Below are 12,731 nucleotides of genomic sequence, written 5' to 3' on the forward strand. Positions count from 1 at the left end.
GGGCAGAGCCCCGGTTTCGGGAAGGGGCGGGGAGGGGAGTAGCCCGCCGCAGGCATCACGATCCGGCGGACACGCCCTGACCCCGGGCCGCGGCCACCGTGAACGCGCTCTTCACCGTCTGCGCCACCGTGTTGCCGTCCGCGTCAGTCCCGGTGACGCGCAGCGACGCGTCCCGGCCCACCGCGGCGTCCGGGGTGGTCCAGTCCGCGCGGAACCGGCCCTTGCCGAGCGCCGTGATCGCCGCCGCCGTCCACCGCTCGCCGCCGTCGAAGGACACCTCGACCCTCGCCTTGGTGACCGCGGGCGTGCCCGCCACGCCCGGTACGTGCCCGAAGCCGACGACGAGATGGTCGTCACCGGCCGGGCTGGTGCCGTCCAGCGCCGCGTCGAGCCGGTAGTGCGGGACGACGACCGGCAGCGCCGAGCACTCGGCGGGCCCGTCGTACTCGCCCGCCTCGGACACGCACGTCCAGTTGTCCGGCACGGTCTGGGCGCCCGAGTGGCCCGAGGAGAAGGTCCACTCGGTGTGCGTGGTCAGCGACTGGTGGAACTCGCCGTTCGTCCTGGTCTGGTCGTACACCACCCTGTACGGAGCCGTCCGCGGCGGCACGGTCAGGACGCCACCGGAGACGCCGTCGCCCTCGTACAGGGTCGTGTCGCCGGAGACCACCGCGAAGTGCGAGGAGGTGATGTCGGACGGGAACGCGAGGACGTGGTGACCGGCGGAGTCCATGACCGTGGCCAGGGAGAAGGTGAGGGCGTCGCCCTTGCGGCACGCCGCGCAGTACCACGTCTCCTCCGCGGCGGCGCCCCGCGCGGGCTCGGTGAAGCCCGGGGCCAGCGGGCCGCGCAGCCAGTCGACCGCGGTGGTCCGGCCGGGCCGGAGGGTCTGCTTCTCGGACACGAAGCGCCGTTCCCCGGCCTTGAGCCAGCCTTGGTAGGAGGCGCCGGGTGAGCCGCCCACGTACTCGATCCGCTGCGCCGGTGCCTTGAACGGCTCGGACAGCGCCTCGCCGCTCGATTCGTACGGCAGATACATCAGGCGTGCGATCTCCTGGGCGCGGCCCGGCGTATCGCTGTGGTAGTTGGTCCGCACGGTGGTCAGTTGGCGACCGGTGACCTTGTAGTGCTGGTTCTTCGCGATCACCCCGGCGGGGTTGGCCAGCTTGAGGTCGTAGGAGTAGGGCATGGCGGCGTCCGCGGGCGCCTTGCGGTGGGTGTAGACGTTGAAGCGCAGATCGCCGGTGGTGACGGGGCGGTTGGAAGGCTGGACGTATACGGGGGCGCCGCTGGAGACGCCGACGCCGCCGTTGACCGCCACCTCACCCTTGGCGTCATCGCGCAGGTAGTGGAGGATCAGCTGGTGCTCCTCGGCCGGCCGCGGGGTCGAGAAGGTGACCCGCTCGGTGGCCTTGCGCAGGTCGAGTACGACATCGGTCCCGGTGGCGCCGTCGGGGACGGTGAACTCGGCGGTGGCCATGCGGATGCCGGTCGACTCGCCCGCGCCGTCGAAGGTCGGGGCGGAGACCATGGCGCTGTAGCGGCCCGCGGGGACCTCGGCCTTCGCCTCGCCGTCGACGGCCTGGAGGGACGGCTCCCGGTAGCGGGCGGCGTCGTCGACGTTGGCCAGGGCGAACGGCGTGGTGCCCGGGAGGGGCTTGCCGTCCGTACCTAGCACGGTGACCTTCACGGGGTGGTCGGCCCGCGTATGGTCGGCCCGCGTGAAGTCCGCCCGCGTGTCGTCCGCCCGCGCGGGCGGGCGCGGGGCGGCCCGCCCATCAGCCGTGGCGACCGCCGGTACGACGGAGGTGACGCCGCCGAACAGCGGGCCGTCGCCGGCGGAGCCCTCCGCCGCCTCGGCGCCGACCTGCTTCGCCAGCGCCGCGCCGAAGGCGGGACCCGAACGCGGCGCCGTGGCGCCCCCGGTGGCCTCGACCCGTACCGGAGTGGTGGTCACCCCGGCCTCGGCGAGGGCGGAGACATTGAACAGCGCGGGGTCCAGGGCGCGGCCCAGATACGGCAGCGCGGTCAGCGGAATGACGAAGACATCGTTGTCCAACCGTCGGGTGACATAGTCCGCCTCCGCTCCCGGCCGCGGCGCCACGACGACGCTCCCGTCCGCGCCGAGCGTGACGCGCTCGCCTGTGACCAGGGTGACGGTGTGGGCCATGGCGTCAGGGACCGGTGAGGTTACGGCGGTTGGGGTGCCCTCCGCAGGGGCGGCCAGGGCGCCGGGAGCCGGGCCTGCCGCCAGCCCGAGGGCGGCGAGGGCGCATCCGGTCGCGAGGACGCGGGCGCCGCGCGCTCCGGCGCCGCGCGCCGCGGTCCGTCTGATCCGTCGGTACCACATGAGGCAGATCCTTCCGTGACGGGGGATCAAGGACGTTGACGCCCACAGGTTCGTCTCCAGAAGAGATCACTTACAGGTACGGACCAAAGCTGGCCGAGAAATGCCGCTCTGAGGCGTTAACCGAGCGCCCGTCACCGCCCGGCGCCCGTCACCGCCCGCAACCTCCGGCCAGCTCGCGCCACCTCCCTGGAGCGGCCATGCGGAGCATGGCTCGGGCCACCGGGGCCGGTGCGCTTCCGCCCGGGGCATCGGCGGCGCCGACCGGCTGGGTCGCACCCTTGGGGGCGCCCGCGCCCCCCGGGTGACGTCACTCGGAGGCCGCCGACCACGCCGTGGTACCGGCTCTCCCGTATGCCTGGCGTAAGGAGAAGCCCCGCAATGACCCGCTATCAGGGGGCGCGGCCGGATTTTCCAGTGCACCGTACACACCGGAAACTGCCGTTAACCGGACGGTGTTCGCAAAGGGCTTTTCTCAGGGCCACTCAGCGCAATGGACTGTGACTTCCCGAAACATCGGCGTCCCTGCACTGTCCTCTTACGACATGACTGCTTTACGTTTCTCTTTTCTCGTACCACCACGCACAGCACCACCAGGCACACTTACAGGGGAACCGTGCTCACTCAGGACTCGACCACGCAAGGCGCCTCGAGCGCATCGGATACGGAGGCGCCGGCGCCACAGACCGGCGAGCGGCCGAAAGCGCCCGCCCGGTCCAAGAGGGCCGCCATTCTCGGCTGGGCCGTCACGCTCAGCCTCAATGTCGCCGCACCGATCATTACGTACAACGCACTGCGCGACCATGGCTTCAGCGAATTCGCCGCGCTGCTGATCAGCAGCGCGTGGCCGGTGGTCGACGGCGCCGTCCACCTCGCCTGGCGCCGCCGCCTCGATGAACTCGCCATCGTCACGCTGGTGTTCATCGTGATCACGGCCGTGGTGTCGACCGTCGGAGCGCATTCGGCCCGCGCGCTGCTGATCAAGGACTCATGCGTCACCGGGCTGTTCGGGGTGCTGTGCCTGGCGACGCTGCTGGCGCCGCGCCCCCTGATGTTCTACCTGGGGCGCAAGTTCGCCACCGACGGCACCGAGGCGAGCACCGCCTGGTGGAACGGCCTGTGGCATGTCGATGGCTTCCGCAGGGCCATGATGACGATGACGACCGTCTGGGGCGTGGCCTACTGCATCGAGTCCGCGGTCCGGGTCGTGCTGTCCTACACCCTCAGAACCGACACGATGGTGATCCTGAGCCCGGTCCTGATCTACGCCGTGCTGGGCTCCCTCGGCACGTGGACGGCCCTTTACGGCAAGCGGTCGCGCCGCAAGGGCCAGGCCCGCGCTGCCGCCGCGGCGGCAGCGGCAGCGGCGGAAGCGGAGGCGGCGGAGGCGGAGGCGGAAGCGGCACCGGCAGCCGCGGCGACCGAGGGCTGACCGGGCCGTCTGACACCGGAAGGCCGGGCGCGGAGAACTCCGGCGTCCGGCACCGGGGTCGGTGTGGGAAGCTGTTCGCCAGTCGAACGCGGGCGGGGGCCGTGACGGTCGTCGAGAGGAGACTTGCGTTGACGGAGAACGGCTTCCGCGCCGAGGAGATCGATACCCGCAGGCCGCATCCTGCCCGGATCTATGACTACCTGCTGGGGGGCAAGAACAACTACGAGGTGGACCGCGAGGCCGCTGACCGGCTCGCCGCCGCGGCACCCGAGGTGTGGAGCGGCGTACGGGCCAACCGCGACTTCCTGCGGCGCGCCGTGCGCCATGTGGTCGACAGCGGGATCCGGCAGATCCTCGACATCGGCACCGGGCTGCCCAGCTCCCCCAATGTGCACGAGGTCGCCAGGGAGTTGGCGCCGGACGTACGCGTCGCGTACGTCGACAACGACCCCATCGTCAACACATACGCCAATGTGCTTCTGCGCGGTTCGGCCGCGACCAGCATCGCGCTCGCCGATCTGCGCGACCCGCGGGCCATCCTGGACCACCCCGAGGTCCGCCAGGTCATCGACCTCGACCGGCCGGTCGCGGTGCTCCTCGTGGCCATCGTCCACTTCCTCACCGAGGCGGAGCGGCCCGAGTGGGTCGTCGCCACCCTGCGCGACGCGCTCCCCGCCGGGAGCTTCCTGGTGCTCTCCCACGCCACGGACGACTTCGCCGACCGCAGCGCGGCCTCGGCCGTCTACAACGATGCCACCGCCACCTTGAGCCTGCGGTCCCGCGATCGGATCGAGCGGTTCTTCGACGGCTTCACCCTGGTCGAGCCCGGTCTGGCCGAGGTCCCGTTCTGGCGCCCGGACGCCCCGCCGCCGACCGGGCCCGGGGAGATCGGCTACTACGGCGGGGTGGCGCGCAAGACCGGCTGAACCGCCGCGCGCGGTTGGCCTCAGGAGGGGCAGGCGTTCTTGGAGCCGTCCCGGTAGGTGCGGTAGAGGCCGGGCGCGCCCGGATCGCCGGAGCGGACCCTCGACGGGAACTCGACCACGGGCACGGGTTTGCACACGGCCCATTGGTCGTTCTTGCCCGGACCCTCGAACCCGTACGTCCCTCCGGCGCCGACCAGGCAGGAGCTGCACCCGTCACCGGCGATGCTCGGAATGATGAGGGTGTTGTACACATCGTCCTTCGTCGGGATGCTCAACGCCTCCGGCGTCTTCTTGCCGCCCTCGTTGATCTCGGCGAAGGTGCGGTCCACGGCGCCCGCGAGCAGCGTGAAGGCGTCGTGGTACATCACGGCGTAGCCGTCGTCGAGCGGCTTGTCGCCCAGCTTGTGCCGGGTCTCGATCTCCCTGAAGCGGTCCAGGAAGCGGCCGAGCGCCTTCTTGGGCTCGCCCGCCCACCAGGCGGGGTCGACGGCGGAGGCGTCGACGATCGTGGCGCGTGCCTCGTCCAGCCATCGGCGGGGCGCGTCCCCGGTGAGCGTGGGCTCCAGGCCGATGCCGACCTTCAGGATGCGCAGCGTCGTGGTGCGCCCGCAGCTGCCCTCCTGCGCCATGCGCTCCATGAAGGCGGGGAGGTCCTGGTCGCGGCCCGCGAAGAAGACGGTGTCGGACTTCTCGTTGCAGATCTTCTGGACGGCGTCGGTGAACCGCTGGGGGATGCCCTTGTCGGTTCCGGAGGTGCCGGTGAAGTTCGAGTTGTGGTTGGTCAGGTCGTACGCGTCGCCGAAGTGCCGTTCGAAGACGCTGCGCAGGTTCTGGGAGTAGACGTCCTCGCTGCGGTTGTCCCAGACCAGGAAGCCTCTGTGCCGGGCCGGTTTTCTGTCCAGGTAGAGCTTGAGGGCGCGGGCGAACTGGTCGTTGTTGGGCGAGGTCTTGAAGAAGTACGGGGAGTTCATGTTGGCCGCGGTGATGACCGGGCCGACGGTGGGGATGCTGTGCTTGCTGAGCGCGGCGATCGCCTTACGGGTCTCCGGTGTGCTGCTGGGGATGCCGGTCACGCCGACCAGCGGCGCCCGGGTGTCCTTGGTCAGCTCGGCGAGACGGTCGACGACGGGCTCCCATTGGTCGAGGTTGCGGCCGTCGGGGGCGAGCAGCAGCTGGTAGTGCGGTCCGCCGAAGCGGTTGGCCTGCCGCTGGGCGGCCAGGGCACCCGCGATGCCGCGGCGGATCATGTCCACCGTCATGGCGCTGTGGTCGTCCGCGGTGAAGGGCATCATCAGCGCGATCCGTACGTACGGGATCCTGGGCCCGCTCGGCGGGTCCTCCCAGCCCCGCTTCACCCGGGCGTTCTCGTCCGCCACCGCCCCGATGAGGCTTTCGATGCCCGGGTCCGCCTCGAAGGCTTCCTCGGTGACGCCCACGCAGTCCCCGTCGATGTCCCGCAGGTCGTCACCGCACCTGCCGGGGCCCTGCGCCACGTTGACGGCGATGGTGATCGCGGCGGCGACCAGGACGCCGATTCCGACGACGGCCAGCCATTCGAGCGGCCCCCACTCGCGAGGATGACGGCGGAACAGACGGAGCAGCATGCTTCCTCACTGACCGGAGATAGGGAAGGGGCGCTTCTTCCGTGCCGCCGCGGGCCAGTTGCGGGCCGCCTGGCCCAGGACGGCGTGCCAGGACGGATGGCGCGGTGAGAGATAGGCCAGCTCCTCGCCGACCGCCTTGCACATGTCGGGGTCCGGCTCGGCGTGCGGCTCGGAGACATGCCACAGGGCGTGCAGCAGCCGGTTGACGCAGCGCTCGATCTCGTGCAGTTCGGCGTACCGGCCGTCGTGCGCGCCGAGGGCGATCTGCATCCGTTCGTCGGTCCACTCCTGGGCCGGTGGGGTGGGCGCGGTGGCGGCGTACTGGAGGCACAGCAGCCAGTGGGCGGCGGCGTGGGCGTCCTTCTCCGACTGGAACTCCTCCGTCAGCATGGCTACCACCGTCTCGGCGTTTCCGGCCGCGAGGGTGTGCCGCAGGGCGTCGGCCTCGCCGCTCTCACCGCGCTGGGCGTGGTGCATCCGCAGGAAGCGGTGGATGTCCTGCCAGCTTCGGCCGTCCTCGGCCCGCGAGGAGGTGCGGCGCGCCTCGTGCACCAGCAGGGTGCGCAGCAGCGCGTCGGTGACCAACGGCTGGTCGGGCGGGGTGAGTTGTTGCCACTGCTGTTCTTCGAGGTAGTCGGTGGCGGAGTTGGCGGGCAGCTGGTCCGGGCCTGGAGCCGCAGATGCTCGGCCAGCGCCTCGGCCGCAGTGCTGTCGCGGGCGAGCGAGAGCAGGGTCAGCCGGTCGCGCTGGCGCCGGTCCGGGAGCAGCCGCTCCAGGAGGGCCTCGGTGACCGGGCGGCCGTCCTTCGCGTTCAGTTCGAGGAGGTCCCGCGGGTCCACGCCGCGGCCCCGCTTGGTGGCGTCCAGGACCGCCGCGCACAGCACGGTGGTCACCGCGGGGTGCCCGCCCGTCAGGGAGTGCACGGCGGAGGCCAGATAGGGGTGGAGCGGCCGGGCGGGCCAGCCGGGCACCAGGAGGGGCAGGATGTCGTCCCGGCTCAGCGGGGTGAGCGGGACGGCGAGCAGCCCGGCGGACGGGGTCAGGCCCCTGCGCTGCCAGCCGGTGGACTTCACCAGGTCGGGCAGGTCGCGGCGGACGGCGTCGGACGCGTCCTCGGGTAAGCCGCCGAGGCGGGTGGCCACGACGACGAGCTCCTCGTGGTCGGGGCGTTCGGGCAGCGCGCGGTGTGCCAGGAGCAGATCGAGGAAGTCCTGCCCGGACGGGCAGTGGGCGTCGTCGAGCAGGATGAGCGGCCACGGTTCGCGGTTCCACCGCTGGAGCCTGCCGTAGGAGGAGGCGACATCGTGGAGGAAGGCGGCCATCAGGCTCTGCTCGGCCGCGTGCCGGTAGTCGCCGCCCCGCTGGAACCACTCCCCCAGGAGCACCAGCGGTTCCTGGCCGTCCGCGCCCCGCGGAAAGCGCCCCCGGTACCACTCCTGTGCCGCGGCCGGCTGGTGCCGGTCGGTGTACTCGGCCACCACGGCGGCGGTGACCGCGTCCCGGCCCCACTCCTCGTCGGCCTCCGCGTCGATGGTCTCCAGACGGCCTTCGACGGCGGTGGCCCAGGCGTGTCTCAGCGCGTTCTCGTCGCCGTCGGCGAGGCGGCAGGCGAGCAGCAGCCGGGCGAACCACAGACACGCGGCGTCCCGCTGCTCGCCGTTGCCGTGGTACCAGCCGGAGACGGCGAACAGGCCGGGCACCAGGACGGGGAAGCGGCGGCGCAACCCGGGTGCGAGCCCGCACACCAGCTCCGCCAGGACTTCCACCAGGGTGGAGGCGGTGGGGGCGCCGCCGTCGGCCGGGGCGGGCGGGAAGGGGGCGGGCTCGGTGGCCACGGCCCGGACGTGGGCCAGCGGCAGCCGGTCCCGATAGCGCGCCGCCAGCTCCTCGAGGACGGCGCTGCGCCCCATCCCGTGGTACCCCGTCAGCAGCACCACGGGCAGATCGCCCTGATACTCCCGGCCGACCCGGGAACGCTCGTCGTAGGCCAGACCGGTCAGCCTGGATACGAGCGAGTGCAGCACCGGGTCCCGGCCATAGAGCGATGACCCTTCCGATACGCCCATCCCGTTGCGACCCGCCTCAGTCGTCCTCTGCTGCCCGGCAGCCCTGACCTCGGAGACGGGCGGCACCGCTCCCCCGAGACATCAGCCGCTGACATCCGTACCAACTACGCCTACAATCCTGAATTTACCCCCTGGGTAAACATCCCACCAGGTAAACGCGGCACCGTCGGAGATAGTGCCGGTCAGGGGTGCGGATAGATGTCGAGGTCGACGCTTTCAGGGAGCGAGTCCGCGCCGCGGATCTCGCCCGGGTAGACCAGCCGCACCCGGCGCAGTCGGCGCAGTCCGGCGAGGGAGGCGAGATCGAGCTCCGCCACCTGCGACAGATGGATCTCCTCGAGTCCCGGAAGCCGCCGGGCGATCCGGCGCAGCGGAACCGCGACACCGGCCCTGGCCCATACATCCAGATGGGTGACCTGGGGTATCTCGGTGCGCGGCGCGAACAGCAGCATGCTCAGCTGCTGCGGGGAGAGCGTCAGCCTGCGCAGCTGGGGCAACTCGGCGATGAGGGAGCCCCATTCGTCCGGCGTCAGCCTCTCGCTGGCGTCCTGGAGCCGCAGCTCCGCCAGCTCCCGGCACTCCACGATCCCCGCGAGCTGCGCCGCCGACGACGGCAGTGAGAGCAGCCGCAGCTCGGCGGGGCGGGGCAGGTCGGACAGGCCGCGCCAGGGCACCTCCGGCCCGATGAGCAGCCCCTCGAGACGGGGGCAGTCGGCCAGCTTCAGCAGCGGCTCGAACTGCGGCAGGTCCCGCAGCTCCAGCCGCCGCAGCCGGGGCAGCCGGGTCAGCGGCGCGGGGTCCTTCACGTTCCGGCAGCCCTGGAGGGCGAGGGTCTCCAGCTCGGGGTAGGCGGAGAGCAGATCGAGGTTCTCCAGCTGGAGGGTGTTGCGCAGGCGCAGCTCGCGCAGCTGCCGCGGGTCGAGCGTGGCGCGGATCGCCTCGGGGGCGAAGTCGCCGTGCAGGCCGACGCGTTGATAGCCGGACATGGTGCGCAGGGCCTCCAGCTCGGCGTGGGAGCGCACCGTGACGAGCTCCTCGGGCGCGGTGTCGAGGAGCGGCCGTACGATCTCCTCGGCGTACGCCTTGGTGTCGAACCGGTCCCAGTGGGCGAGCAGTTGGGCGCGTACCGCGGGCTGGCCGGTGCCCAGGAACTCCCGGAGCCTGGGGATGGCGGCGTCCCCGCCGATCTGGCAGATCGCGTGGACCGTGGCCAGCTCCTCGTCGCCCTCCAGATCCTTGGCGTCGGGCAGCAGGCCCAGCAGCAGCGGGCCGGTCTGCGCGAGCGACCTGGCCTCCCGCAGACTGCGCGGCGGAAGCAGCCGCGCGGCCCGGTCCTCGATGGCCTCGCGGACCGTGGGCTCCAGGCGGGTGGCCTGCTCCAGGGAGGCGAGCGCGAGGAGCCGTAACCGCGCCTGGACCGTCGCGTCCTGCTCCCGGTCGCCCCGCTCCCGCAACCGGGTCAGCAGGTCGGCACGCTCTTGGTGTCGAGCCTGTGCGACGGCCATCTGCACCACGTCCTCCCACTGGTCCAGGTGTGCGTTGTTCACCAGCATGCCCATATCGCGCTCTTCCAGCACGGCCCTGGCGCCCAGGAAGTCCTGGAAGGTGCGGTGGATGAAGTTGACCGCGCCCGGGGCGGGTTCGCGCAGCAGACCGGAGCGCTCCAGCAGGTGCTGAAGGGTCTCCTCCGCCGTGCCGACTTCGGCGAGGCGGGGCACGGAGGGCTGCAGCCGCCGCACCACGTTCACCGCGTCGGGGCGGTCCAGCTGGGTCCGCTCGTTGCGGATCAGCCAGTACGCGAGCCTCTGGAGCGGCTCCGTGGCCGACTTCTGGTCCAGGACGGGCTTACGGCTGCGCCCGTAGACCTCGCGCTCCAGGTCGCGCCGCTCCAGGAGCATGGAAAGCGCCGCCTCGTACAGGGAGGCGCGGCCCTGGGGCAGAAAGCCGCGCCGCTCCCGGTGCAGGGCGCAGATCAGGCCGCACATCAGCGGATTGGTCGCCAGGCGGCTCAGCTCGGGGCTGCTGCGCAGCGACTGCGTGAGCGAATCGCCGAGCTCCTGCGAGGCCCCGGCCGCCGTGTGCCAGCGTTGGATGAACTGCTTCATGTCGGCGGGCCGCAGCGCGGCGAGCGCGAACTCCTGGAACCCCTCGCGGGCCAGCCAGCCCCGCTCGAGGGCGGCGGGGCGGGAGGTGAGCAGCCACAGATTGCCGGGGAAGACGGCGAGCAGCTTCTTCAGCCAGGCCCGTACGCGGGTGCGGTCGTCCTTCGGGATCTCATCGGCCCCGTCGATCAGGAGCACTCCGCGCCCGTGCCGCAGCACCCGCGCGGCCCAGCCGTCGGGCTCGGTGCCCACCAGCGGGCAGCCGATCCAGCGCAGGAAGTCGTCGGGCATCGGCAGCTCGGAGTCCTTGCGCGCCAGGGTGCGCAGCGGCAGTACGAAGGGGACCCGCCCGAACAGCTGGGACAGCCCCCCCGGCACCCGCTCCTGCTGCGCCGTGGAGAGGGCCAGCCACTGGACGAGGGTGGTCTTGCCGGTGCCGGCGACCCCGCGCAGCAGGACGCGCTCATGGGTGGCGAAGACCGCCTCGGCCGGGCCCGGGGCCCGCTCGGTCTCGGTGTCCCGGTCGGCGCCGGGCTCGCCGTTCACCACCGGCACCCGGTCGGTGCCATCGCGGTACGGCCTGGCCTGGAGGCTCAGATACGCGGTTTCCAGCGGCCAGTCCTGGCCGTCCGGTTCGCGCAGGTCCACGCCGTAGATGGTCAGCCGGCCGTGGCACTCGACGACGTAGCGCGCGTACTCCTCCTCGAACTGTTCGTCCTGGCGGCTGATGTCGGGCAGCCGCCGCAGGATGGCGTCCAATTTCTCGCTCTGCTCCCGGATCTCGCGGCTCTGTTCGATCTGGGCTCGGGCCGCGAACCCGGGCCGCTGGCTGAAGAAGCGCATGAGGTGGACGCAGGCCGTCTCCAGGAGCCGGTCGTGGAAGCGGGCGGCGTCGTCGCTGAGGAGCCTGCGGGTGTCGGGGCCCGCGCGCCGGGACAGCTCGGCGGCCAGCCGCTCCGGGCCGAGCGCGAAGGCGTGCACGTCGTCCATGTCGAGATCGCCGAGCGCGTGCAGGGTGCGGGTCAGCGCCTGCCCCACGGAGTCGTGCTCATCGGCGCCGATCGGCGGATCGTGCGGCCCGGCGGCCCGCACGGCGCGGCGGACCAGCTCGCGGGCGAGCTTGTGCAGATCGTCCTCGGTGAGGGTGCGGTGCTCCCTGGCGAAGGAGACGAGCCGGCGGATCGGTACGGGCCGTTCGCCGTACTCCGCGCCGGGCGCGCTCGCGGGCGGCAGCAGCAGTCGTTTGACCACCGGCACGACCACTGCCGAAGCGATCCGCAGCCCCACCGTGCCGCCGTCCACAGCAGCCCCTCCCTCGCGGCGTCGGCGCGCGTCCCCCGCCGAGCCCGTGCACCCGCTCACATCCCGCTCACCATAGCCGCGAAGACCCCTCCGGGGTCAGGGTTCAGGTCAGGGTCCGCCGCGCGCCGACCGGTCATGAGCGCCTCCCGGCCCGCGACCCGGGGGCTGGTCCGCGCGGCGCGAAGTGCCATGGCACCGGTACGGTTTGGCCCATGGATGATTCCGGAACACGTTCCGCCGACGACGACTCCGGGGCTCGGGAGGTCATCACGACCACCGCGCGCCAACTGCTGGTGAAACTGGGCGCCGGAGGGCTGTCCCCGGCCGCCGTCGCCCGTGAGAGCGGCCTTTCCGTCAGCGAGGTGGAAGCCGTCTTCCCGCACCGGGACGATCTGCTGACCGCGCTGCTCATCGACGCCTACAACGACTCCGGTGCCGCGATGGAGGAGGCCGACCGGGCCGCCCTGGACGCGGGCGCGTCGGCGGGCGCGCGGCTGCTCGCGGTCACGCGGGCGCTGCGCCGGTGGTCCTTCGCCTACCCCGGCGAGTTCACGCTGGTCTACGGCTCGCCCGTGCCGGACTACCACGCCCCGCAGGAGACCGTCCCGCCCGCCTCGCGCACCCCTGCGGTGCTGGCCGGCATCGTGCGGTCGGCGCTGGAGGCCGGTGAACTCACCGCGCCCCGGCGGGAGGTGCCGGGGCCGCCGCTGCTCCTGCCGGAGGCCGTGCACCTCTTCGGCGGCACGCCCGAGGCCCCGTTCTCGGACGTCATCGAGCGCGGCATCGTGCTGTGGAGCAGCCTGATCGGGCTCCTGGTGTTCCAGGTCTTCAGCCGCACCCATGACAGCGTCCGGGACGAGGCCGCGTTCTTCGACTACGCCGTCGCCGTCGCGGCCGAAGGGATCGGACTCGTGGTTCCCTTGGGCGACAACACCGACTGAACGGTTCGCCG

The 12,731-nt window shown here is 72.1% G+C and carries 8 protein-coding genes; 3 read left to right on the forward strand and 5 right to left on the reverse strand.

Going from position 1 to position 12,731, the window contains the following annotated elements; all coding sequences use genetic code 11:
• Positions 1-55: 55 nt before the first annotated feature.
• Positions 56-2,350, reverse strand: a complete 2,295-nt coding sequence (locus J2Z30_RS18985) for a molybdopterin-binding protein (RefSeq protein WP_044568309.1) — start codon at positions 2,348-2,350, stop codon at positions 56-58.
• Positions 2,351-2,963: 613 nt separating this feature from the next.
• On the opposite strand from J2Z30_RS18985, the gene J2Z30_RS18990 reads away from it, so the two are divergent.
• Both J2Z30_RS18990 and J2Z30_RS18995 read left to right on the forward strand, forming a co-directional pair.
• On the forward strand, positions 2,964-3,779 hold the full coding sequence (locus J2Z30_RS18990) for a VC0807 family protein (protein ID WP_308279961.1): 816 nt from the start codon (positions 2,964-2,966) through the stop codon (positions 3,777-3,779).
• A 128-nt stretch (positions 3,780-3,907) separates the two neighbouring features.
• Positions 3,908-4,705, forward strand: a complete 798-nt coding sequence (locus J2Z30_RS18995) for an SAM-dependent methyltransferase (protein WP_044568311.1) — start codon at positions 3,908-3,910, stop codon at positions 4,703-4,705.
• Between the two features lie 20 nt (positions 4,706-4,725).
• Here J2Z30_RS18995 and J2Z30_RS19000 read toward each other — a convergent pair whose 3' ends face one another.
• The 4 genes from J2Z30_RS19000 to J2Z30_RS19010 form a co-directional block, all read right to left on the reverse strand.
• The gene (locus tag J2Z30_RS19000) at positions 4,726-6,309 is read right to left on the reverse strand and encodes an ABC transporter substrate-binding protein (RefSeq protein ID WP_044568312.1); all 1,584 of its coding nucleotides are present in this window, start codon (positions 6,307-6,309) and stop codon (positions 4,726-4,728) included.
• Between the two features lie 6 nt (positions 6,310-6,315).
• A complete protein-coding gene (locus tag J2Z30_RS49710) occupies positions 6,316-6,699 on the reverse strand; it encodes a hypothetical protein (protein WP_245388145.1) in 384 nt (127 codons plus the stop codon).
• A 2-nt stretch (positions 6,700-6,701) separates the two neighbouring features.
• Positions 6,702-8,375, reverse strand: coding sequence for a hypothetical protein (locus tag J2Z30_RS19005; RefSeq protein WP_245388146.1), 1,674 nt, complete (start codon positions 8,373-8,375; stop codon positions 6,702-6,704).
• 182 nt (positions 8,376-8,557) lie between these two features.
• Positions 8,558-11,779, reverse strand: a complete 3,222-nt coding sequence (locus tag J2Z30_RS19010; protein ID WP_044568313.1) for an NACHT domain-containing protein — start codon at positions 11,777-11,779, stop codon at positions 8,558-8,560.
• A 212-nt stretch (positions 11,780-11,991) separates the two neighbouring features.
• Between J2Z30_RS19010 and J2Z30_RS19015 the strand changes: the two genes are divergently transcribed.
• A complete protein-coding gene (locus J2Z30_RS19015; protein WP_044568314.1) occupies positions 11,992-12,720 on the forward strand; it encodes a TetR/AcrR family transcriptional regulator in 729 nt (242 codons plus the stop codon).
• Positions 12,721-12,731 lie beyond the last annotated feature (11 nt).

The sequence above is a fragment of the Streptomyces iranensis genome (assembly GCF_017874715.1).
Classification (GTDB): Bacteria; Actinomycetota; Actinomycetes; order Streptomycetales; family Streptomycetaceae; genus Streptomyces; species Streptomyces iranensis.

Coding starts and splice junctions, on each gene's coding strand:
- J2Z30_RS18985 (WP_044568309.1), bottom strand. CDS start 2,350: ATGTGGTACCGACGGATCAGACGGACCGCGGCGCGCGGCGCCGGAGCG.
- J2Z30_RS19000 (WP_044568312.1), bottom strand. CDS start 6,309: ATGCTGCTCCGTCTGTTCCGCCGTCATCCTCGCGAGTGGGGGCCGCTC.
- J2Z30_RS49710 (WP_245388145.1), bottom strand. CDS start 6,699: ATGCTGACGGAGGAGTTCCAGTCGGAGAAGGACGCCCACGCCGCCGCC.
- J2Z30_RS19005 (WP_245388146.1), bottom strand. CDS start 8,375: ATGGGCGTATCGGAAGGGTCATCGCTCTATGGCCGGGACCCGGTGCTG.
- J2Z30_RS19015 (WP_044568314.1), top strand. CDS start 11,992: ATGGATGATTCCGGAACACGTTCCGCCGACGACGACTCCGGGGCTCGG.